Source organism: Nisaea nitritireducens (genome assembly GCF_014904795.1).
Classification (GTDB): domain Bacteria; phylum Pseudomonadota; class Alphaproteobacteria; order Thalassobaculales; family Thalassobaculaceae; genus Nisaea; species Nisaea nitritireducens.
Map to the genome: position 1 here is coordinate 26,987 of NZ_JACZFS010000043.1, position 23,108 is coordinate 50,094.

General features: G+C 61.5%; 21 protein-coding genes. 13 read left to right on the forward strand and 8 right to left on the reverse strand.

Annotated features, from left to right (window positions below; genetic code table 11):
* Positions 1-68: 68 nt before the first annotated feature.
* From IG629_RS14555 to IG629_RS14570, 4 genes are read left to right on the forward strand one after another with little or no spacing between them, the layout of a single operon-like run.
* Positions 69-992: a branched-chain amino acid ABC transporter permease gene (locus IG629_RS14555; RefSeq protein WP_319025095.1), complete on the forward strand. Its 924-nt coding sequence runs from the start codon at positions 69-71 to the stop codon at positions 990-992.
* 3 nt (positions 993-995) lie between these two features.
* Entirely contained in the window at positions 996-1,970 is a 975-nt protein-coding gene (locus IG629_RS14560; protein WP_193172671.1) for a branched-chain amino acid ABC transporter permease, read from the forward strand.
* Positions 1,967-2,719, forward strand: coding sequence for an ABC transporter ATP-binding protein (locus IG629_RS14565; protein WP_193172672.1), 753 nt, complete (start codon positions 1,967-1,969; stop codon positions 2,717-2,719). The genes IG629_RS14560 and IG629_RS14565 overlap by 4 nt, the downstream gene beginning before the upstream one ends.
* Positions 2,719-3,420 (forward strand): ABC transporter ATP-binding protein, encoded by a 702-nt coding sequence (locus IG629_RS14570; protein ID WP_193172673.1) that lies wholly within the window; start codon positions 2,719-2,721, stop codon positions 3,418-3,420. Before IG629_RS14565 ends, IG629_RS14570 begins: the two co-directional genes overlap by 1 nt.
* 134 nt (positions 3,421-3,554) lie before the next feature.
* On the opposite strand, the gene hemA is transcribed toward IG629_RS14570, so the two are convergent.
* A complete protein-coding gene (hemA, locus tag IG629_RS14575) occupies positions 3,555-4,766 on the reverse strand; it encodes a 5-aminolevulinate synthase (protein ID WP_319025096.1) in 1,212 nt (403 codons plus the stop codon).
* A 395-nt stretch (positions 4,767-5,161) separates the two neighbouring features.
* Between hemA and leuA the strand changes: the two genes are divergently transcribed.
* Positions 5,162-6,841, forward strand: coding sequence for a 2-isopropylmalate synthase (gene leuA, locus IG629_RS14580; RefSeq protein ID WP_226886737.1), 1,680 nt, complete (start codon positions 5,162-5,164; stop codon positions 6,839-6,841).
* On the opposite strand, the gene IG629_RS14585 is transcribed toward leuA, so the two are convergent.
* Complete coding sequence (locus tag IG629_RS14585) at positions 6,838-8,274, reverse strand: SLC13 family permease (protein ID WP_193172675.1); 1,437 nt, start codon at positions 8,272-8,274, stop codon at positions 6,838-6,840. The two genes, leuA and IG629_RS14585, sit on opposite strands and share 4 nt — an antisense overlap.
* Positions 8,275-8,368: 94 nt before the next feature.
* Between IG629_RS14585 and IG629_RS14590 the strand changes: the two genes are divergently transcribed.
* Positions 8,369-9,214 carry a metallophosphoesterase gene (locus tag IG629_RS14590; RefSeq protein ID WP_193172676.1) on the forward strand — a complete coding sequence of 282 codons (846 nt, stop codon included), beginning with the start codon at positions 8,369-8,371 and terminating at the stop codon, positions 9,212-9,214.
* 14 nt (positions 9,215-9,228) lie between these two features.
* Here IG629_RS14590 and IG629_RS14595 read toward each other — a convergent pair whose 3' ends face one another.
* Positions 9,229-10,092 carry a DMT family transporter gene (locus IG629_RS14595; protein ID WP_193172677.1) on the reverse strand — a complete coding sequence of 288 codons (864 nt, stop codon included), beginning with the start codon at positions 10,090-10,092 and terminating at the stop codon, positions 9,229-9,231.
* 50 nt (positions 10,093-10,142) lie between these two features.
* Positions 10,143-10,751, reverse strand: a complete 609-nt coding sequence (locus IG629_RS14600) for a LysE family translocator (RefSeq protein WP_193172678.1) — start codon at positions 10,749-10,751, stop codon at positions 10,143-10,145.
* Positions 10,752-11,079: 328 nt separating this feature from the next.
* On the opposite strand from IG629_RS14600, the gene IG629_RS14605 reads away from it, so the two are divergent.
* Complete coding sequence (locus IG629_RS14605) at positions 11,080-11,694, forward strand: PAS domain-containing protein (protein ID WP_193172679.1); 615 nt, start codon at positions 11,080-11,082, stop codon at positions 11,692-11,694.
* Between the two features lie 38 nt (positions 11,695-11,732).
* On the opposite strand, the gene IG629_RS14610 is transcribed toward IG629_RS14605, so the two are convergent.
* Together IG629_RS14610 and IG629_RS14615 are read right to left on the reverse strand one after the other, a co-directional pair.
* Positions 11,733-12,194: an Lrp/AsnC family transcriptional regulator gene (locus tag IG629_RS14610; protein WP_193172680.1), complete on the reverse strand. Its 462-nt coding sequence runs from the start codon at positions 12,192-12,194 to the stop codon at positions 11,733-11,735.
* Positions 12,191-13,444 carry an adenylate/guanylate cyclase domain-containing protein gene (locus IG629_RS14615; RefSeq protein ID WP_193172681.1) on the reverse strand — a complete coding sequence of 418 codons (1,254 nt, stop codon included), beginning with the start codon at positions 13,442-13,444 and terminating at the stop codon, positions 12,191-12,193. Before IG629_RS14615 ends, IG629_RS14610 begins: the two co-directional genes overlap by 4 nt.
* Positions 13,445-13,531: 87 nt before the next feature.
* On the opposite strand from IG629_RS14615, the gene IG629_RS14620 reads away from it, so the two are divergent.
* From IG629_RS14620 to IG629_RS14645, 6 genes are all read left to right on the forward strand, one after another.
* On the forward strand, positions 13,532-16,312 hold the full coding sequence (locus tag IG629_RS14620) for an ATP-dependent DNA helicase (RefSeq protein ID WP_193172682.1): 2,781 nt from the start codon (positions 13,532-13,534) through the stop codon (positions 16,310-16,312).
* Between the two features lie 157 nt (positions 16,313-16,469).
* Positions 16,470-17,579 (forward strand): NAD(P)/FAD-dependent oxidoreductase, encoded by a 1,110-nt coding sequence (locus IG629_RS14625; RefSeq protein ID WP_193172683.1) that lies wholly within the window; start codon positions 16,470-16,472, stop codon positions 17,577-17,579.
* Between the two features lie 120 nt (positions 17,580-17,699).
* The gene (locus IG629_RS14630; RefSeq protein ID WP_193172684.1) at positions 17,700-18,635 is read left to right on the forward strand and encodes a DMT family transporter; all 936 of its coding nucleotides are present in this window, start codon (positions 17,700-17,702) and stop codon (positions 18,633-18,635) included.
* A 117-nt stretch (positions 18,636-18,752) separates the two neighbouring features.
* Positions 18,753-20,504 (forward strand): flavin-containing monooxygenase, encoded by a 1,752-nt coding sequence (locus tag IG629_RS14635; protein ID WP_193172685.1) that lies wholly within the window; start codon positions 18,753-18,755, stop codon positions 20,502-20,504.
* Between the two features lie 177 nt (positions 20,505-20,681).
* On the forward strand, positions 20,682-21,344 hold the full coding sequence (locus tag IG629_RS14640) for an OmpW/AlkL family protein (RefSeq protein ID WP_193172686.1): 663 nt from the start codon (positions 20,682-20,684) through the stop codon (positions 21,342-21,344).
* A 168-nt stretch (positions 21,345-21,512) separates the two neighbouring features.
* A complete protein-coding gene (locus IG629_RS14645) occupies positions 21,513-21,656 on the forward strand; it encodes a hypothetical protein (RefSeq protein WP_193172687.1) in 144 nt (47 codons plus the stop codon).
* Between the two features lie 193 nt (positions 21,657-21,849).
* Here the strand turns inward: IG629_RS14645 and IG629_RS14650 are convergent, their stop codons facing one another.
* Positions 21,850-22,428: a PIN domain-containing protein gene (locus IG629_RS14650; protein WP_193172688.1), complete on the reverse strand. Its 579-nt coding sequence runs from the start codon at positions 22,426-22,428 to the stop codon at positions 21,850-21,852.
* Entirely contained in the window at positions 22,425-22,880 is a 456-nt protein-coding gene (locus IG629_RS14655) for an excisionase family DNA-binding protein (protein ID WP_193172689.1), read from the reverse strand. Before IG629_RS14655 ends, IG629_RS14650 begins: the two co-directional genes overlap by 4 nt.
* Positions 22,881-23,108 lie beyond the last annotated feature (228 nt).

A 23,108-nucleotide genomic window follows, 5' to 3' on the forward strand; every position in this document is an offset into this window, starting at 1 on the left:
GAGCGTGAGCCCCGCCGGTTTCGGTTTTCGCCTCTGGCGCAAAAATAAAGTTTGAGTAGGACTGCTGGGTGGACTGGGGACTCTTTACAATTCAGATGCTGAACGGGGTGCAGCTTGGCGTGCTCCTGTTTCTGCTCGCCGCGGGCCTGACGCTGGTCTTCGGCATCATGGACTTCGTGAATTTGGCGCATGGCTCGCTCTATATGATGGGGGCCTATTTTTGCGCCACGCTGGTGCAGCTCACGGACTCCTTCGTTCTCGGTGTCATTCTGGCGCTACCGCTGACCGCCTTGCTGGGCTGGATTGTCGAGCTGATCGTCGTCAGGGCGCTCTATACGCATGATCATCTGGATCATGTGCTGGCGACCTTCGGGATGATCCTCTGCTTCGACACGGCCGTGGATTTCATCTGGGGCCCGACCGGCATGGCCATCCCGCTGCCGGAAGTCCTCGACAGCCATATCGATCTCTTCGGTGGCCACACATTCCCTGTGTTCCGGATCCTGATCATCAGCACCGGACTTGCCGTCGCCGGTTTCCTCTATGTCATGGTGTCTCATACCCGGATCGGCATGCTGATCCGCGCGGGTGCCTCGAACCGGACCATGGTGATGGCGCTTGGTGTTGATATCGGCAAACTGTTCGCGCTGGTCTTCGCCGTTGGCGCCGCGCTCGCCGGTCTTGCCGGCATGCTGATCGCGCCGATCACGGAGGCGAGTATCGGCATGGGTAACGAGATCATCATTGTCGCCTTCGTCGTCATCATCATTGGCGGTATCGGCTCGATCAAAGGCGCCTTTGTCGCTGCCATGCTGGTCGGCCTAATCGACACAATGGGGCGCTCCTTTCTCGACCAGCTGCTGAAAGTTTTCATGTCGTCCGAGAGCGCTGAGACTTCCGCGCCTGCCTTGTCCGCAATGGCGATCTATATCCTGATGGCCATGGTGCTGGCCTTCCGGCCTCAGGGCCTGTTCCCGCCGAAGGTGCGCTGACCCATGACATCTCTATTCAGAACGGGCCTTCCGGCCTTTGTCATGGTCGCCGGGCTCGGCTTTCTTGCCCTGCTGCCGGTTCTCGCCGAATGGGTCGACAACATCTTCCTGATCGATCTTTTCATGCGCCTGATGATCCTCAGCATTGCTGCTGTCGGACTCAACCTGATCCTCGGCTATGGCGGAATGGTCAGTTTCGGCCATGCGGCCTATCTGGTGATCGGTGCCTATGCCGTCGGTATCCCGGCCTATTACGACATCTATGACGGCTTCCTGCAGTTTGCGATCGCGATTGTCGCCTCGGCGGCTGTGGCGCTGGTGACCGGTGCCATCGCCCTGCGCACCAAGGGCGTCTACTTCATCATGATCACCATGGCCTTCGCGCAGATGGTGTATTTCACCTTCGTCTCGATCGAGGAATATGGGGCTGACGATGGCCTGACCATCAACATGCGCAGCGAGTTCGCGGGACTGCTCGATATCGAGGACAATTTCACCCTCTACTACTTCGTGCTGGTGTCATTGATCGCGGTACTCGGGCTGGTCTACCGGATCGTTCATTCCCGCTTCGGCATGGTGATTTCCGGCGCCAAGGGGAACGAGCGACGGATGCAGGCCATCGGCTTCCCGACCTATCGCTACCGCCTTGTCTGCTACGTGATCTCTGGCGCGATCTGCGGTTATGCCGGGGCGTTGCTCGGTAATTTCACCAACTTCATCACGCCCGAGATGGGCGACTGGGTGCATTCGGGCGAGCTGATCTTCATGGTCGTGCTCGGCGGCGCGGGCAGCCTGTTCGGGCCGGTGCTCGGCACGGCGGTCTTCATCCTGCTGGAGGAATATCTCTCCCGCCTGACCCAGTACTGGCACTTTCCCTTCGGAGCGATGCTGATTCTGGTGGTGATCTTCACCCGCGGGGGCATCAACGGAATGTTCCGCTGGCTCGGTATGAAATCCGGCATCGGAGGACGGTCATGAGCGGCGCGTTTCTCGAGGTCCGGAACCTCTACAAGAGCTATGGCGGGATTGCCGCGACGGATCATGTCGATCTCGATGTCCGGCAGTCGGAGCTGCATGCGATTATCGGCCCGAACGGTGCCGGCAAGACCACGCTGATCTCCCAGTTGTCCGGCGAGATCGATCCTGACGGCGGCACGATCCGCTTTGACGGCCGGGACATGACACGCACGCCGGCCTACAAGCGCTCGCTGCTCGGTCTTGCCCGGTCTTTCCAGATCACCAGCCTGATGCTGGATATGACCGTGCTTGAGAACGTTGCGCTCGCGGTCCAGGCCCATGCCGGTCATTCCTTCCGGTTCTGGCAGGCTGCCCGGAAAGATCCGGCTCTGACGGAGCCGGCGATGGCCGCGCTTGAGGCTGTAGGGCTTCAGGATCGTGCGAACGATATCGCTCAGGCCATGTCTCACGGCGAGCACCGCCAGCTTGAGATCGCGATGGCCCTGGCGACCAACCCTGTCCTGCTGTTGCTCGACGAGCCGATGGCGGGGATGGGGGTGGAGGAATCCCAGCGTATGGTCGAGATCCTGCGCAGTCTGAAAGGCGAAAAGACCATGCTCCTGATCGAGCACGATATGGACGCGGTTTTCGCTCTGGCGGACCGGATTTCGGTGCTGGTCTATGGCCGCGTGATCGCAACCGGGACCCCCGAGGAAATTCGCGGCGACGAGGCCGTGCGCCGGGCTTATCTCGGCGATGAGGTGGCGTGATGTTGAGAATTGAAGAGATCGAGACATTCTACGGCGCCAGTCAGGCTCTGTTCGGAATGAGCCTGAAGATTGGCTCGAACGAGGTCGTGACGCTGATGGGGCGTAACGGCATGGGCAAGACCACGACCGTAAATTCGATCATGGGGATCGTTCGGCCTTCTTCAGGCCGCATCGTCTTCGAGGCGGACGACATCACCAGGGCGCCGGCATACCGGATCGCCCGCTACGGCATCGGGCTGGTGCCGGAAGGCCGCCAGGTCTTCCCGAACCTCAGTGTTCGCGAGAACCTCATAGCGACCGCTGCGAACCGGTTTAATTCCCGGGACCCATGGACGGTCGAGCGCGTGCTGGCGATGTTCCCGGAGCTGGAAGTCCGGATGACGTCAATGGCCAACCTGCTGTCAGGCGGTGAGCAGCAGATGCTCGCCATCGGCCGGGCACTGATGACCAACCCGAAGCTGTTGATCCTCGACGAGGCGACCGAGGGCTTGGCCCCGTTGATCCGTCACGAGATCTGGAACTGTCTGGAGCGCTTGAAACAGGCGGGACAGGCGATCCTCGTCATCGACAAGAACATCGACGATCTGAAGCGGATTGCAGACCGGCATTACGTGGTCGAAAAAGGCCAGGTCGTCTGGACCGGAACGACAGCGGAACTCGATGAGAACGCGGCGTTGATCCAGGAAAAGCTCGGGGTTTAAGCGGAGCCCGGCGCTCCACTCACCCAAAATCGTCATCCCGTCGAAAGACGGGACCCAGATTTCACAGAGCTGAGCTCAATGATCATCCGGGTCCCTGCTCTCCGGCAGGGATGACGGTTAGATTTTGACGTTCGTTAGGCGCTCTTCCGGATACCCGCTTCCTGAAACATCGGCACCAGAATATCCACCAGCTCCGCGATCATCGCGTCTGTGTGGCGCGGTGTCGGGGTGAAACGCAGGCGTTCGGTTCCCTTGTCCACGGTCGGATAATTGATCGCGGTCACGTAAATATTGTGATCGTAGAGCAGCCGGTTGGAAAACTCCCGGGCCTTGGCCGCGTCGCCAACTAGCAGTGGCACGATGTGGCTTTCCGACGGCATCACCGGCAGGCCAGCCTCCCGGAACGCTTCCTTCAGGCGGGCGGCCTGGCGTTGCTGCATCGCCCGCTCCTGACCGCTTTCCTTCAGATGACGGATGCTTGCGGTGGCCGCGGCGGCGACCATCGGCGGGAGGGAGGTGGTGAAGATGAAGCCGGGCGCGACGCTACGCACATAATCCAGCACGTGGGCCGGGCCGGCCAGGTAGCCGCCATGCACGCCAATGGCCTTGCCGAGCGTGCCTTCGATCAGGTCGACCTTGTCCAGCACGTCGTCCCGTTCGGCGATGCCGGCGCCGCGCGGCCCGTACATGCCAACCGCATGCACCTCGTCGAGATAGGTGATCGCGTTGAATTCGTGCGCGAGGTCGCAAATATCCTCGATCAGGCCGATATCGCCGTCCATTGAATAGACGCTCTCGAAGGCGACCATCTTGTGGCTTTCGGGATCGGCCGCTTCCAGCAACTCGCGCAGATGCGCGAGGTCGTTATGCCGGAAGATATGTTTGCGGGCCTTGCCCTTGCGGATGCCCTGAATCATAGAGGCATGGTTCTTCTGGTCGGAGAACACATCCATGTTCGGCGACGCGCTCAGCAAGGTCGAAAGGCTGGCCTCGTTGGCGATATAGCCGGAGGTGAAGAGCAGGGCCGCTTCCTTCTGGTGCCAGTCGGCCAGCTCGTCCTCGAGCGCGACATGATAGTGGCTGGTGCCGGAAATGTTTCGGGTGCCGCCGGCGCCGACACCGGTCTGCTCGACTGCTTCGTGCACCGCGCCGCGCAGCACGTCGCTCTGCCCCATCGCCAGATAATCGTTCGAACACCAGACCAGGACCTGCTCGACCCCGCCGTCACGATAGTGTTTGTAGTAAGGAAATTTGTCCGCCTGCTTTTCCAGATCGGCGAAGACGCGATAACGCTCCTCGGCCTTGATCCGGTTCAGTTCGTCGCGGCAGATATCGAAGAGGTTCACGGCCTCTCTCCCGGTTTTGTGCGGCTTCATTTTCTCGCGTTTGTCGACCGGGATTAATGATCCAGGTCAATCCGCACGCTCTCAGCTTGACTGGTATACCGGATTCTGGCTATTTTTCGCGCGTTATGTTGACGCACACACACCTCGGCCTCGCGCTTCGACTTAGGATCCCGGCTCTTTAGAGAGTCCGGGTCACGTCGCTCGTCTATGCTTGAGCCGTGTTGATGCGTTGCCGATGGATCACCATCTAGCTTCACACAATCGAACAGAGACTCTTCTCCGTCGGCCTTTTTGAGGGCACGGTTCGAAGGACGCGCGCATTCAGGAACAGAATTTGAATGTAGAAAACGGGCAGGCGCCCACAGGAAAATGCGCCGCCCTTGGGAGTTGAAGTGATGAACCATATGCCGATCGAAAAATACCGCGCCTATTCCCGGATCGATCTGCCGGACCGGACCTGGCCCTCGAAGATCATCGACAAGGCACCGATCTGGTGCAGCGTCGATCTGCGGGACGGTAATCAGGCGCTGGTCGATCCGATGGACAGCGCGCGCAAGCACCGGATGTTCAAGACGCTGGTCGAGATGGGCTTCAAGGAAATCGAAGTCGGTTTCCCGAGCGCGTCCGATACCGATTTCAATTTCGTCCGCGAGATCATCGAAGGCGGCTTGATCCCCGACGATGTCACCATCCAAGTGCTGACCCAGGCCCGCGAGCACCTGATCGAGCGCACGATCGAGAGCCTGATGGGGGCCAAGAGCGCCATCGTCCATTTGTACAATTCGACCTCGGAGCTGCAGCGCCGGGTGGTGTTCAATGAGGACCAGGCAGGCGTCAAGCAGATCGCGGTCGAAGGCGCGATCATGGTCAAGGACCGGCTTGCCCGGCTGGAAGAGGCCGGCACCAATGTGCGGCTGCAATACTCACCGGAAAGCTTCACTGGCACTGAGCTCGACTATGCGCTGGAAGTCTGTGAAGCGGTGATGGATATCTGGCAGCCGACGCCGGAAAATCCGGTCATCATCAACCTGCCCTCGACGGTCGAGATGTCGACCCCCAATATCTACGCGGACCAGATCGAATGGATGCACCGGCATTTCACCCGGCGGGATTCCATCATTCTGTCCGTCCATCCGCATAATGACCGGGGCACCGGTATCGCGGCGACGGAACTGGCGATCATGGCCGGTGCCGACCGGGTCGAAGGCACCCTGTTCGGCAATGGCGAGCGGACCGGCAATGTGGATCTGGTCACCCTCGGGCTGAACCTGTTCACCCAGGGCGTCGATCCGGAGCTGGATTTCTCCGATATCAACGGCCTGATGGAGACGGCGGAATATTGCAACCAGTTGCCGATCCATCCCCGCCATCCCTACGCGGGCGAATTGGTGCACACGGCCTTTTCCGGCTCGCACCAGGATGCGATCAACAAGGGTATGCAGGCGATCCGAAAGGTGAACGATCCGCACTGGGAAGTGCCGTATCTGCCGATCGACCCGCAGGATATCGGCCGCGATTACGAGGCCATCATCCGGGTGAACAGCCAGTCCGGCAAAGGCGGGGTCGCCTACCTGCTAGAAACCGATCACGCGATCAAGCTGCCGAAGGCGGCACAGGCCCAGTTCAGCCAGGCCATCCAGAAGATCACCGACGCCACCGGCAAGGAGATCAACAGCGAGACCATCTGGTCGACTTTCGACGATGAGTTCATCCATCAGAAAGATGCTCCGTTCCAGCTGGTCTCCTTCTCCTCCAAATCGATCGAGGGCTCGAACGAGCGCGAGCACATCACGGCGGTGGTGAAGCACGACGGCAAGGATTGTGTGGTCGAGGCCGAGGGTAACGGGCCGATCTCCGCCTTCGTGAACGGATTGCGCAACGAGTTCGGCCTGAACTTCCGGCTCAAGGACTATACCGAGCATACCCGCTCGGTCGGCTCGCGGGCCGAGGCGGCGGCCTATATCGAGCTCAATGTGCCGGATGCGAACGGTCGCAGCGTGTTCGGGGTTGGTATCGATACCTCGATCACCATGGCCCCGATCAGGGCCGTGATGAGCGCGGTCAACCGCATCTAGAAGAGCTGCAGCAACACCCAGCCGAGCGCGGTCAGAACAACGACCGCGCCGGCATTCATCCAGATCCCGGCGCGGACCATGTCCGCGACACGCAGCCCACCGGCGCCGAAAACGATGGCGTTCGGCGGCGTTGCCACCGGCATCATGAAGGCGCAGCTCGCGGCCATGGTCACCGGAGCCAGCAGGGCGAACAGTGGCAGCCCGAGCGCTTGGGCCAGCCCGGCCATGATCGGCAGGAAAGCAGCCGCTGATGCGGTATTGCTTGCAAGTTCCGTTGTCAGCAGAACCGTAAGGACTGAAAGCCCGGTTGCCGCGGCAGCGGGCAGGTCCCCGGTCATATCCGACAGAGAAGCGGCAAGTGTCGCGGCCAGGCCGGTTTCGGTCAGGGCCGAGGCGAGCGAGAGACCGCCGCCGAACAGCAGCAGAACGCCCCACCGGATGCCGCGTGCTTCCTCCCAGGTCAGCAGCGGACGGCGTTCTTCTCCCGAGGGAATTGCAAACAGGACAAGACCGGCGGAGAGCGCGATCGCGGTATCGCTGAGCGCTGGAAAATAGACAGCGAGGGCGGGTCGGAAAACCCATGCCAGGGCTGTCAGGGTCAGGATGACGAGCATGCGCTTCTCCCGGACTGTCATTGGTCCCGGCGGTGCAGGCATAGCCTCCGCATCAAGCTGCTCGACCGTGCCGAAGGCAAGTCGACTCAGGACCAGCCAGGCCAGCGCAAGCAGCAGGAAACTGACTGGCAGGCCGACCAGCATCCATTCCCCGAATCCGAGCGCCTGGCCATGTGCCTGATCGAGATAGGCGGCAAGCATCGCGTTCGGCGGGGTGCCGATGAGCGTGGCGACACCGCCGATGGAGCAGCCGTAGGTCACGGCCAGGAGCAGCGCCTTCTGGCATCGTGGTGGCGCCCCGGTGAGAACGGCCTGGGCGACGGGCAGCAGCATGATCGCGCTGGCTGTATTGCTGATCCACATCGAGGGCAGGGCTCCAGCCAGCAGAAATCCGGCGATCAGCCGGCTGCTTCCGGTGCCGGTCAGCCGCAGGATGGTGAAGGAGAGCCGCTTGTGCAGCCCCGAGCCGGAGATTGCCGCGCCGAGCAGAAAGCCCCCGAGAAACAGGAACAGCAGCGGATGCGCGTACGGCGCGGCCGCCTCTTTCGCGCCCGTGACCCCGAGCAAGGGGAAGAGCAAAACGGGCAGAAGGGCTGTCGCGGGCAGCGGCAATGCCTCGCCGATCCACCAGACTGCCATCAGGGCAGCGACCGCCATGGCGTGCCACCCGGCGGGACTGAAAGCCGCCGGCGGGTCTGCCAGCAGCATGATGCAGAACAGAACGAGGCCTGCCAGAAGCGGCACTTTTCGCACAACCGGTGTCCCGTAATTTTCCATGCGATCAAAGCTCTGTCCGTGGGCCCGGCGCATCATAGTCATTATGGGGCGGCGCCGTCCCTCTCTTCGGTGCGGCACCCGGACGCGTCGATTTGCGGTCTGGACAGGATGGTGATCTGTCGCCCTAAGATGCCCTTTGTCGAAATCGATGCCGGAGAGCCAACTGGACTCGCAACTTGAAATACGCCGCTATGAATGGCGCGAAGTACCGCGGCAGGTCAGCAACGGGCATATGGTGGTGGCTATCGGCGACGTGCATGGCCGGGCGGATCTGCTGACCGCGCTCTATGAAGCGATTGCGGAGGATGTCGCCCGGCTGAAACCGGAGCGGGTGACGGCGATCCTGCTGGGCGATCTGATCGACCGGGGGCCGGACAGCCTGGAAGTGCTTGGCCTTGCGCTGGGCGGTCTGAGCGCGTTCACCAAAAAGCCGGTCGAGGATATCTGCCTTGTCGGCAATCACGATTACTGGCTGCGGCAGGCAGTGGACGGCACCTTGCAGGATGACGATCTCCATTTCTGGGGTTCCAATGGGGGGGAGGCGACCTGGCGCAGTCTCGGCATCAGCCGCCTAGTCGGTGCCCGCGACATGATCATGCAGACCCGGCGACGGCTGCCGGAACCGGTGCTGGATTTCATCAAGTCCATGTCGGTCACATACAGGGTGGACGACTACCTTTTCGTCCATGCGGGGATTGATCCTCGTCAGCCGCTCAACGCGCAGACCCTGAAGACGCTCTGTTGGATCCGCGATCCGTTTCTTCATCCCGAGGTCTGGCCCTTCGAGCTGACCGTCGTGCATGGCCATACCGTCGAATGGAACCATGGGGAGCCGGAGGTGCACGATCATCGCATCGGCATCGATACCGGGGCGGTGAATACCGGCGTGCTGACGGCGCTGGAGATCAATTCGAGCCAGATGCGCTTCATTCAGGCCTGGGATGAGAATGCCCTGGAAGAGGAGCGGCGCCGCGCCGGTTAGCGCTTCAGGCTGGATTAGCGCTTCAGGACGAGCACATTCCCGGTCAGGATCATGGCCGTGCCGCCGACGATTACCGCGGTTAGCTCCACGCCCTCAAGGACGGTCGAGATCAGTAGTGCGATCACCGGCACCACGGTGAAGATATAGGCCGCCCGGCCGGGGCCGATCCGGCTGACCAGATTGAAGAACATCAGAAAGGCGAAGCTGGAGGCCGCGATCCCGAGATAGAGCAGGGAGCCGATATAGCGCACCGAGACGTCGAAGATGATCGGCAATCCGCCGGCGAGCGCCAGCCCGAAACCGATCAACGCACCGCCGAAGGCGCCCCAGAAATTCGTCGTGTAGGCCGACACGCCCACGCGGTGGTTGCGGGCGCCGATCACGGTGCCGATCGCGGTGCCGAACGATGCCCCGAGTGCCCATAGCATGCCGAGAAGCAGCGCCGAGCCGCCAGAGAGGCTGGTCAGGTCCGGTGCGACGATCAGGCCGAGCCCTCCGATACCGACAATCATCCCGAGGATCGCCCGGGGACGCACGGTCTCCTTCAGGACCAGAAAGCCGATGATGGTGGCAAAGATCGGCGAGGTGGACAGGGCCAGCGTCGCCACGCCGCTCGGGATGTAGGTCGTGGCGTTATAGAAGCAGATGAAATTGAGCGCGAAGAACGTTGTCGCGTGGATCACCAGCCAGGGCACGTCCGCCCGTTGGACCCGGAGCGAAGTCCTTGTCACGAGCACCACCGCGAGCATGGCGGCGGTCATCAGCAGCATCCTGTAGGCAACCGAAACCGGGATCGGAACGATCCCGGCCTGCAGGGTCGTGACAAACGCACCGGTGGCCCAGATCAGGGCCGTGCTGATGAACAGGAAAAGGGACACGCAAGATCCAGACGCGCGGAAAGAAGAACTGGTTTTCAGTTAGCCCGCACTCAGGGCTTCACTGCAAGCGCGACGGAGACCAGCAACAGCACCGCCATGACGATATTGAAGGCCCGGCCGATTTTCGGCGACCGGATAAAGCTGGCGAACACACCGCCGAACACCAGCCAAGTGCCGTTCACGAACAGCATGACGCAGGTCAGCACGCCAAGCTTGAAGAATGTGTCCGTGATAGGGTTCGCCTCGATCAGCACGTTCCCGGCATAGAGCGCCGTGAACACCGTGTAGGCCTTCACGTTTGTCAGCGACAGGCCGTAGCCCGGAATGAACCCCGGCGCGGCGGCCTCCGCCTCGCCGGTCATGCCGGGCGGCGGCGCCGTGGCAATCTTGTAGGCAAGATAGAGCATGTAAAGCACCGCCCCGCCCACCAGCACCGGCCCGACGCCGGGCATGGCCAGCAGCAGTCCGGTAACGCCGGACGCGGTCAGGCACAGCACTGTGAAGACCCCGGCATAGATACCGAACAGAAATGGCAGGCTAGCCCGCACCCCGAACGCCGCCCCGTTCGCCGTCACCGCGACGATGGCCGGACCGGGGCTGCCCATCAGCGGCAGCGCCATGGCGAGCAGGGCGAGGATACTGTCCAGCGTCGGTGTCATTCTGAAGGCCCTCCCCGGGTCCCAAGCCGATCTTCTTTTGAGTGTATTCTGGAGACTGATTGCGCGTCGATAAATGGTGTGCCGGGAATGAATGGTGGAGTGAATGGCCGCTAGTAGGGGGCTGCGTTGAGAGTGATTTGGAGCAGAGCCGTGCCGTATAGCCCTGGCTTCAGAGTCCCGAATTGCAAAACCGGAGCATGGTGTCTGCAGTCAGAAAAGCGCGATTAATTGGATATTCACATCTTCGATGTTATTAGGCTTTCGTCGATCCGGGCGGGTCACTGCATGCTCAGAGAGTAAGCGGCTGAAAAAATGAGGCTTTGAATAAATGGACCGAAGCGTAGCGGCGAAGGGGAATGCCACCTACCGTGGCGCCACGCCCAATGATATAGCCACTTATTCGAGGGCGGAGTTCTTCGATCTCTCTCTGATAGCCGAACCCAACCTGCGCCGGATCGCCGACTATTGGTTATCGAGGTGTAACGGGCGCCGTATGCCGGGGCGTACCGATATCGACCCGATCGACATTCCTTGGGCTCTGTCCCGATTGTTTTTGGTCGATTACGACCGCGAAACCGAGGAATACAGCTATCGGGTCGCTGGAAATGAGGTTGAAGAAATCTTTTCCCGGTTCACCGAAAAATTCTCGATGCGGGACGTCAATCTTGATGAGATGTTGCCTCTCGGATCAGCGCCCATCGTTCACGAGCGATGGCGCCCACTCGTCCAGAACGGTGACATCGTCTACATGTCCGGTTTGGTCTATGCTGTGGCCGAACGGATTCCTCTTGGAGCGCGGATTCTTCTGCCGCTGTCAGATCGGGAGGACGGCAAGCCGAGCGGACTGATAGGCTACACCGAATGCGAATGGGGCGAGTACGGCGATGGCCTGAATTCGACCAAGCTCGACATTCACTACATCCCGCTTCCTGAACCTGACTGATTCAAGTCGGGCGGATTTCGGCGGGGGTTCCAGAATCCTCACACTGGCAGCACGGCGCTTTCCTTCGGTGATTTTAGTGCGATCACCGTCTGGCTTCTTGTTACGCCCGGCAGCAGTTTGATGCGGTTGGAGATGACATCTTCCAGCGCGTCGTTGGAGCGGGTGCGGATTTTCAGCAGGTAGGACCAGTCGCCGGTGACGTGGTGGCATTCGAGCACTTCGGGCATGTCCATGACGGCTTCAAGGAAGGCTTCGTTATGGACGCTCCAGTCGATCAGCACGGAGACGTATGCAAGGACTTCTAGGCCAATGGCCGCAGGCTCCAGGATGGCGCCGTAGCCCCGGATGGCGCCTGCATTTTGCAGCTTCTTCAGCCGCTCGTTGACGGCGGAGACGGAGAGGCCTGCATGGGCACCGATATCGGCATAGGCGGCGCGGCCGTTGCTCTGGATGAAGGTCAGGATGGCGCGGTCGATGGCATCGAATTTCGGCTCGTTCATCGCATGGCTCCCGAAGCTGCCGGGAGGGGAGCGTAGAGCGCGCGCTCGCCCTTCACACCACGCAACTCGGTCCGGGTCAGCAGCCGGGTTTGCTCCGGCAGCAGGGTAGCGATTGTTTCCGACAGGATGATGTCGGTACCGAGAGAGCGGCAGAGAGACTCCATCCGGCTGGCCTCGTTCACGGCGGGGCCGATCACCGTGAAGTCGAGCCGGTCGCGGGAGCCGACATTGCCGAACATCACCTCCCCCAGATGCAGGGCCACGTTGAGGCCCATGGCCGGGCGCTCCAGATCCGCCTCGGTCTCCGCCAGAGCATCGACGGCGGTCAGTGCCTCGCTCGCGGCCTGTAATGCCTTGCGGGCGGTTTCCTGTCGCATCTCCGGCTCGCACGGGAAGATGGCGAGGAACCCGTCGCCAAGGAACTTCAGCACCTGCCCGCCGGCGGCATGGACCGGCGCCAGCATGGCATCGAAATAGCGGTTGAGCGCCGAGACCATCTCCTCTTTCGAGACGATGTCGCTGACGCTGGTGAAATCGGACAGGTCGGCGATCATCAGCACGGCATCCAGGCTTTCCGCCATGCCGCGCCGGATCTCGCCCTTCAGGATGCGGCCGCCGACCAGCGGGCCGACATAGGCATCCAGCAGGTTCGCAGATATCTCCTGGTCGAGATGCGCCTGAATAGCCGAGGTCAGGGCCGGCACGATGCTGTCGATGAAGGCGATGTCATGCTCGGAGAAACCGTCCGGATGGCGCGTCAGCCAGCGCAGGAGCGCGCCGCAACTGCGTTCCCCCTCGCGGATCAGACGCAACGCTTCCGCGCCGCCAAACATGCAGGCGTAGTAGTCGGTGAAACCCTCGTCGCGGAATTCTTCGAAGGCCGTGAAATCCAGTTCGGCATCCGGCCCGATGAGCCGCCGCCGGAGGCGCAGCGTGCCGGTCGCCATCATGTGCCGCAGCGGGCTGGCTTTCCATTCCTCGGATTCGTCCCGGCTATAGGCAATCTCGTGCCGGTGGCCGGTGACGGCAGTGTTCTCCGCCCGGTCCCAATCGAACATCAGCGAGCCGATTTCCGGATGCAGCGTATACATCGCCACCCGGCAGCGGTCGAGCGGCACCCCGGCCTCAACGATCCGTTCCGCCGTCGCCGCGACCAGCTCCTCGTTCGGCGCTTTTTCCCATGCCTGATAGATCAGCCACTGGATCAGCGCCGTCGCTTTTTCATCCGGGATCGCAGGGCTCGCGAACATGATCTTTTTTCCTCACTTCGGGCGGGCACAGAATGCAGGCTCCAAGCACTTCTGGCAAACCCGGCGCGGCCTTGATAAAGGGAGGGGATGACCTCCTCCGAGCGCGAGATCCGTATACCCTCATTGCCGAGCCTTGTCCTCGCCCCGCGTTTCGCGGTCTGGCTCGGGACGGACGGTGATCTGGAACAGATCAGCCACGAGGAAGCGGCCGGCCGGCTGCGCTCAGGCCCCTGCATCGTCGCCCATGCCCGCGCCATCGCCCGGCGGCTCCGGCTCGACGGAATCGCCGCGGTCGACGTGCTTGAACTCTTCGCCTTTGTCCGCCCCGCCCAGTTCTGTCTGCCGACGCCGCGCGGCCTCGCCGAAGCGCTGATGCTGGCGCCGCCACAGGACCATGAGGACGAAGCGCTGGTTCTGTCCGCCGCGGCCACGTCCCTGCTGGCGGAGCTTGCCGACAGGGACCGGGACCCGAGCGCCCGGCCGATTGCCGAGACCATGCGCAATTGCGGCTGGGGCTGGGGCGATGCGGTGCTGCATGCGCTGGGTGCCGGGGAATTACCGCCACCGGGACCGGTGCGTCCGAGCGGGCTGCAGGTCTGGCGCCGGCTGGAGGAATGGTCCGAGCATGCGCCGGAGCCACCTGCCGGGAACAAACCCGTCCTCGATGCGGAAGCGCGGGAGCGGCTGGCGGCATTGCTTGGCGACGGAGCGGAAGCGCGGCCGAGCCAGGCGGATTACGCCTCCGCGGTCTCCGCCGCCTTCATGCCGCGCGAGGAGGAGCGGCGCCCGAATGTGGTGCTGGCGGAAGCGGGCACCGGCGTCGGCAAGACCCTCGGCTATATCGCGCCCGCCAGCGTCTGGGCGGAGAAGAACGAAGGCGCGGTCTGGGTCTCCACCTACACCCGCAATCTGCAGCACCAGATCGACGGCGAGCTGGACCGGCTCTATCCCGACCCGGTGCGCAAGGCGCTGAAGGCGGTGGTGCGCAAGGGGCGGGAGAATTATCTCTGCCTGCTCAATCTGGAAGAGGCGGTGAACACCCTGCCGACCATGCCGCAGTTCGGCACCGCTCTCGGCCTGATGGCGCGCTGGGCGGAGGTGACGCGGGACGGGGATGTGCAGGGCGGTGATTTCCCGGCCTGGCTGGCCGACCTGCTCGGGCGCGGCCGCACTGTCGGTCTGGCCGACAGGCGCGGCGAATGCATCTATTCCGCCTGCCCGCATTATTCCAAATGCTACATCGAGAAATCCGTGCGCCGGGCGCGCCGGGCCGAGATCGTCGTCGCCAATCATGCGCTGGTGATGATCCAGGCGGCGCTTGGCGGGATTGACGACGGGGCGCTGCCGACCCGCTACGTGTTCGATGAGGGGCATCATGTGTTCGATGCGGCGGACAGCGCGTTTTCCGCGCATCTGACAGCCGTTGAGACGGTGGAGCTGCGGCGCTGGCTGATCGGCGCCGAAGGCCGCCGGTCCGGCCGGGCGCGCGGCCTGAAGAAGCGCGTTGAGGATCTGATCGCCGATGACGAGACGGCGCTGGAAGCGCTGGAAGCCGTCATGCATGCGGCCCGCGTGTTGCCCGGCGAGGGCTGGCTGACCCGCATCGCCGAGGGTGAGACAAAGGGCGAGACGGAGCGTTTCCTGGCACTGGTGCGCTCTCAGGTTTATGCCCGCACCGAGCAGCCGGACAGCCCTTATTCCATGCAGACGGATACCCATCCGCCGGTGGAGGGATTGCTGGAAGCGGCGGAAGCACTCGACGCAGCGCTGGCCCGTATCCTGACCCCTCTGAAGGAGTTGAAGAAGCGGCTGGAACACCGGCTGGACGAGGATGCGGAGGATCTGGAAAGCGCTATGCGCTTGCGCATTGAGGCCGTCGCCCGTTCCCTGCAACGGCGCGGCGAGATGACGCTTGGCGCCTGGCGCGACATGCTGAAGGCGCTGGCGCACGAAACCCCGGCGGAATATGTCGACTGGCTGGAGATCGACCGGAGTGACGGGCGGGACATGGATCTCGGCCTGCACCGGCACTGGATCGATCCGGGCCGGCCCTTTGCGGAAGCCGTGGTGAAGCCGGCCCAGGGTGTGGTCATGACCTCGGCCACCCTGCGGGACGGCACCGGTAACGATTTCCGCGATTGGCAGGCGGCGGAGGAACGGACCGGAGCTGTCTGGCTGGATGCGCCGGCGGTGCATGCCGCGGTTGCCTCACCCTTCGATTACCCGTCCCGGACGCGCGTTTTCATCGTCAACGATGTGCGCAAGGACGACATGGCCCAGGTCGCGTCCGCTTATCGCGAGCTGTTCCTTGCCTCCGGCGGTGGCGCGCTCGGTCTGTTCACCGCGATCCAGCGTTTGCGCGAGGTGCATCGCCGGATCGGCGGCGCCATCGACGAGGCTGATCTGCCGCTCTATGCCCAGCATGTGGACGGACTCGACCTTTCCACCCTGATCGACATCTTTCGGGCGGAGGAAAACGCCTGCCTGCTCGGCACGGACGCGGTGCGGGACGGGGTCGATGTGCCCGGCAACGCGCTGCGCCTGATCGTCTTCGACCGGGTGCCCTGGCCGCGCCCGGATATCCTCTATCGCGCCCGCCGTTCGGCCTTCGGCGGCGGCAGCTACACGGACATGCTGACCCGGCTGAAGCTGAAGCAGGCCTTCGGGCGCCTTGTGCGCCGGGCGGACGACAGGGGCGTTTTCGTGCTGCTCGACCCGATGATGCCGACCCGGCTGCTCGGCGCCTTTCCTGAGGGTGTCGAGGTTCGGCGCTGCGGGCTCGCCGAGGCGGTGGCGGAGACCCGTTCCTTTTTCGGGACGGCACCTGTTCCAACACCGTCAGTTGACGCGGACGAGGTGCCGTTCTAACCCCATAATCAATCAATAAGGCCGTCATCCCGGACTTGATCCGGGACCTTTTTGATCATGAGGCCCTGCCCGTCATTGACGTATCGAGGGACGGTACCTTTCGCCAAAAGGTCCCGGATCAAGTCCGGGATGACGACCGAGAAAATGGAGGAAAAGCGTGTCGGACTTAGTCGACGCAGTGGTGATCGGGGCGGGCGTTGTCGGCCTTGCGGCGGCGCGGGCGCTGGCCATGGCCGGGCGCGAGGTGATCGTGCTGGAGCAGCATGACCTGATCGGCTCCGAGACCAGCTCGCGCCATTCCGAAGTCATCCATGCCGGCATCTATTACCCGCCGGGCAGCCTGAAGGCCGATGTCTGCGTGCGCGGGAAGGAAATGCTCTATGAGTATGTCGAGAGCCACGGCGTGCCCTACAAGAAACTCGGCAAGTTGATCGTCGCTACCTCCGAGGACCAGATCCCGGCCCTGCAGCAGATCAAGGAGCGGGCGGAGCAGAACGGCGTCCACGACCTCGAATTCCTGTCCCACAACGAAGTCACTGCGCGCGAGCCGGACCTGCGCTGCGTCACCGCGCTCTGGTCCCCCTCGACCGGTGTGATCGACAGCCATTCATACATGCTGGCCCTGCAGGGCGACCTGGAAGAGCATGGCGGCATGATCGCCTTCCTCTCGCCCGTTGAGGGCGGGAAGGTAACGGAGGCCGGTATCGAGCTGCGCGTTGGCGGTCTGCACGGTATGACGATCATCGCGAAGACCGTCGTGGTCGCCGCCGGCCTGCACAGCCAGAGTATCATGCGCACCATCGAGGGTTTTCCGTCGGACGCCATCCCGCCGCAGCATTTCTGCAAGGGGAACTATTATCAGCTCACCGGCTGCTCGGCGCCGTTCAGCAGCCTGATCTACCCGGCCCCGGAAGCGGCCGGTCTCGGCGTCCATCTGACGCTGGATCTCGGCGGCCAGGCCCGGTTCGGCCCGGACGTCGAGTGGATCGACGAGATCAATTACGACGTCGACCCGCGCCGCTCCGACAGCTTCTACGCTGCGGTCCGGAAATACTGGCCGGGCCTGCCCGACGACAGCCTGACCCCGGCCTATTCCGGTATCCGCCCGAAAATCCAGGCGGAAGGGGAACCTGCCGTCGATTACATGATCCAGGGGCCGGCGGATCATGGCGTTGAGGGGCTGGTCAATCTCTACGGAATTGAATCGCCGGGCCTGACCTCCTCGCTGGCAATTGCCGAAGAGGTGATGGGGCGATTGGAGCCCTGACCGGTGGTGACGCCTGAACCGCGTCGGAATAGCGCGTCAGGGGAAATTTCAGTCGTCGCCTCATGGACTGGCTATGGGAGTGCTTGCCTTCAGCGCAGGGAGTTGGGCTAGTTTAGGAGGATGACAGACCAGACAGCCATACTTGTTCTCCGCTCGCGCCTTTCGCTCGACATGGTTCCGCCTTTGGGCCCCCGGGCACGGGCCGCGTCCTTCGCGTTCGGGGCGGTGCTGCTCTGGGCAACCTGGCCGACCTTGGCCACTCTGGCGAGCCCGGCTCCACCGTTTCTCGTTTTCGGACTGGCCGCTGTGATCGGGTTTGCCGTTTCCTTCTCGCTTGCGGCACTGCGCGGGCGGGCAAAGCCATATCTGAAAACGCCGCCGCGCACGGTCGCGTTCGTCGCGCTGGCCCTGCTTGCGAACAATGCGCTCTATCTCTTTGCCATGCCGAGGATCGGCCCCGCCGAAGCGAATGTGATTTCCTATCTCTGGCCGGTCATGCTGGTACTGATCATCGCCCGCCTGCGCAGGGAACGGCTGAGTCTGACGCGTTCGGCGGGAATTATCATTGGATTTGCCGGGGCGGCGCTGGCGATCGGGCCGACCTTTGAGCGCGGCCTCGATCCGGGAGGTATTCTCCTCGCCTTCCTGAGCGGCCTGACTTTCGCAATCTATGCGGCCATCCGGACGCAGGGGCGTGAAGCCCAGGACGTGATCGGTCCGTCCATGGGCCTGCTTGCCGTCATGGCGCTCAGCGCGCATGCCCTGTTCGAGGCACCGATCGAGCTCAGTCAGACCCAGTGGCTGGCGATTGTGGGGATCGGTATCGCTCCTCTGACACTTTCCAATGCTCTTTGGGACCAGGCGAGCAGGACGGGGCGTAATGAAACCGCCCTGATCTCCGGCATCGCCTATATGACCCCGTTGGCATCGCTTTTTCTGCTCGCCCTGTTCGACGTGACGCCGATTTCCTCCGGGGTTGCCGTCGGGGCGGTGCTCGTGGTTATCGGTGCGCTCGCCGCGTCGAATCTTCTGTCTCGTCGAGGTTGCGGCAGCTAAGCGCCTGCTCCTGGCTCCGGTTGTTCTATTCTGAGGCGTGAAATCGCCTTCCAGTCGCGTTTACACCCTTCCGAGCGGCTTCTAGTCTTCTGGAAAAGACCAAAGGGAGGATGCTTGATGAACCGGATGACGGAACCCGACGTCACGGGGGTACTGGAGGGCTGGATCGCTGGTCTGAACACGGCCCTGGCGGCGCCGGACGCCGGTGCACTGGCCGATTGTTTCGATCCGGGCGGCTACTGGCGTGACGTGCTGATCCTGTCCGGGCAGCAGCGGACAGTCCCGGGTAACACGGCTATCGCCGAGCGGTTTCTGGCGGAAGCGGCAGACGAGGGTCTGGGCAGCTTTTCCATTGCAGAGGATCATGTCGCTCCCCGCATCGTCGAGCGGGCGGGAGCGTCCGTGATCGAGGGTTTCCTGTCCTTCGAAACGGACAAGGGCATCGGCCTTGGCCTGGTGCGGATCAAGTACCCGTCCGATACGCCGCGCGCCTGGGTCTTCATGACAGCGCTCGAGGATATAAAGGGCTTCGAGGAAGCCCGGATCTTCGAGCAGAATGACGAGCCTGCTTTCAATCCGAACTTCCATGGCCCGAACTGGCTCGACAGGCGCGAGAAGGAGCGGGCATACGCGGACCGTGATCCCGAAGTGCTGATTGTTGGCGGCGGCCATGCCGGACTGACGACGGCGGCACGGCTGAACCGGCTTGATGTCGATACGCTTGTGGTCGACCGGATGAAGCGGGTCGGAGACAATTGGCGGCTGCGCTATCACGGACTCCGGCTGCACAACTACATCCACAGCAATCACCTGCCTTACATGCCCTTCCCGGAAGGCTGGCCCACTTACATCCCGAAGGACCGCATCGCCAACTGGCTGGAAGCCTATGTCGACGCGATGGACATCAATTTCTGGACGGAGACATCCTTCGAGGGCGCGGAATATGATGAACAAGCCGGTTGCTGGACCGCCCAGGTGACACTGGCGGACGGAACGGTGCGGGAAATGCGGCCGCGCCATATCGTCATGGCGACCAGCGTCAGCGGCACCCCGAATATCCCCACCATCCCGACCCTTGAGCGGTTCGACGGGCCGGTGCTGCATTCGAGCCAGTTCACCGCCGGCTCCGACTGGAAAGGAAAGCGTGTCACCATCTTCGGCACCGGTACCAGCGCGCACGACATTGCGCAGGATCTCGAAGGCAACGATGCCGATGTCACCATCGTCCAGCGCAGCCCGACCCTGATTGTGAATATCGAGCCGAGCGCACAGCTCTATGACGGCATCTACTGGGGTGAGGGGCCGAGCTGGGAGGACCGGGATCTGATCAACCTGGCAACGCCCTTCGATCTGGTCCGCGTTGCCCACAAGATCATCACCGACAAGGTGAAGGAGATCGACAAGCCGCTACTCGACGGTCTGGAGAAGGTTGGCTTCCAGCTCGATTTCGGCGAGGGGGGCACCGGCTGGCCGCTGAAATACCGCACCCGTGGCGGCGGTTACTATTTCAATGTCGGCGCCTCGGACCTGATGGCGGCAGGCCGGATCGGCCTGATCCAGAATGCGGATATCGAGCATTTCGAGGCAGGCGGACTGCGCATGAAGGACGGCACACCGCGCGAGGCGGATCTGATTGTGCTGGCTACCGGCTACAAGGGGCAGGACCACATGACCCGCGTACTGTTCGGCGACGCGGTGGCGGATCGGGTTGGCAAGGTCTGGGATATCGATCCGGAGATCGAGGAACTCAACAACATGTGGACCCCGACCCCGCAGCCCGGCCTCTGGTACACCGGCGGCAGCTTCGCGCAGGCGCGGATTTACTCGAAGTTCCTTGCCCAGGCGATCAAGAGGGAGCTGGTGGAGTGAGTGGCGGCTGAGCAGCCCGCCTCTCGCTCTTTTCACTCTGCCAGTTAACTGATTTGGATCAGTTAACGCACTCAAAAATAACGCCGTTTTCATTCCGGCCGTTGATCTGTGTCAAAGCCGCCTGCGAAGGTGAGGTGCACTTTGCCGCCAGCAATTTTGATACAAGAGGACGGACTGATGACATTCTTCGGGAAAGTGATGGCGACGGCAGCCACATTTGCCGTACTGGGTTCACTCATGACCGTCAGCGGTGCGGCGCTGGCCGGGTCTGACGAATTCAAAGCAAAGCAGGCTGGTGATTTTGTTATCCGCGCCCGTGGCATCGCCATGGTTCCAGATGAATCGACCTCTTCCAATCAGCTTACGACCGGCGGCGGTGAGCTGAATGACGACTATGTTCCAGAAGTCGATTTCTCCTACTTCATCACCGACAACATCGCCCTGGAGCTGATCGCGGCAACGACAGAGCATGACTTGGACTGGCAGAATCCGAACGTCGATCTCGGGTCTGTCATGCTGCTGCCGCCGACACTGACGCTGCAATATCACTTCATGCCCAAGGAGCGCTTCAGCCCGTATCTGGGGGCAGGTATCAACTACACCTTCTTCTATGATGAGAAGCCCGGCGCTGCGCAGTCGATCTCCTACGACGATGGCTTCGGCTATGCGCTTCAGGCCGGCTTCGACTACGCGATCTCTGGCCCGTGGTCGCTCAACGTCGACGTCAAAAAGATATTTCTCAACACCACGATCACAACGAATGTCGGCAGTGGCCCGATCAATGTTGACGCGGACCTCGACCCTTGGGTGTTCGGTATCGGTGTCGGTTACCGCTTCTGATCGGAGCGCAGCCGCTTCATATGAAAACGGCCCTGCTTGGTGGGGCCGTTTTTTTATAGTGCATGAAAGCGTTGAGCTATTGGAGTTTGGTGCCCTGCGCATGACGGAGGGCACGCTGCGCGAGACGGACCTGATCGTGCTAGCCACCGACTAAAGGGCTAGGACCGTATGACCTGCGTGCTCTTTGGCGATGCAGTGGTGGACCGGGTCGGCAAGGTCTGGGAAATCGACCCGGAGACCCAGGAGCTGAACAACATGTGGACCCCGCCGCCGCAGCCAGGCCTCTGGTACGTTGGCGGCAGCTTCGTGTAGGCCGGATCTACTCGAAGTTCCTCGCTTGGGCGATCAAGGAGGAGTTGATGGGGGAAGTCTGCTTGATGCAGGAAAATGGTTGCGTCCAAAGGGCGGGCGGACAGGTTTAAGCAATAGAGCTGTATCTTTAGTGCAGGCAGCGGATTAGACATTCCCTAATGTGCTTAGGGTTTTGAATTTTTGTTTGCTTTTATTAGATTACGTCAATGCTGCGTTTAGTGAGTTCTGAAGTTTTGACCAATCCGGCCGTGCGAAGGCTCATTAGGAATTCAGCAGGATTCATTGCGGGCTGTTTGTAATCCGCTCTCATCTGTCGAAGGGCGGAAATACTTGCTTCTGGGTAGAGTTCCATTGTGGAGTGGAGAAACTGGTCGGCAGAGACAGCTTCTATGCCAAAGCCATTGAGCATCTTTCCGGGAAAATCTTTCAAATTTTCTGTGATTATATGTTGAGCATCGCATTGTATCGCTGCAGCCAGAACGTGGCGATCATCCGGATCAGGTAGATTAAGAGAATTGACCAATTCCATGTGGCCTTCCACTAGGGCTTCTGGGAATGCCGATTTCATGGCCTCTAGCTGAGAATGGATGCTTTTTTCAAGGTGTGGCTTTTGTTCTAAGAGATTCCTCGTCCATTCATTCAGGATTTCAGGAGACCATCGTGCACGAAACAATCCTGCCTCAGAAAACCGAAGCAGGATGTCTCGCACACGAAAAGGGTAAAGAACATTGGCGTCGAGGACGACGACAAATCTATCTGCTATTGACCTCACCCGGCGTCGAACTCCTGCCCCAATCTCTGCAGGCGACTGAGTGCTGAAGACCGGGTGGCATCTCTCTTGATCTTGTATGCCATAATACCCTGACTTCGAACTCGACGATGTGATCCGACTTTATAGTGCTCAATCTCCTCCGCATCCAAAAGCTTAATGAGGTGTGGTCTGGACACATTCAGCAAATCGGCAGCTTGTTGCGTAGTGAGCTCTGCTCCATAAGGGACGAACGTTACCATTTCGCCGGATGCAACATGACTTAATAGGTCAATAACAAGCTCACCAAGAGCTTGCGGTAGGGTAACCCTTACTTCTTCGCTGTTCTCGCTGATCTTAATTTTCAGTGCGCCATCGGCTTCCGTCATGGATTTAGCCATAGCCCGGACGGCTTCAGACGCTATTTCGGCTTCTGCTTCGGTTGGCAGTCGCTCTGACAACGCTTCGACAGCCATTGTTTATCTCCGTGATTTTATATAGGGGGCTCCGTGCATCTGCTGTGCACGTTTTAGTCTGATGAATGTATGCGTAAAACTCATTAAACGCAATATTCGAAATAAACGAAATATCCGCAGAGACGCATATTTTACGCTTTATGATGGCCGATGTGTCAATTCAGCAACGGAACAGATGGAGCATGGACTTGCTAATCAGATTGCAAAGCAAGTCCAGCGTTGAGTTTG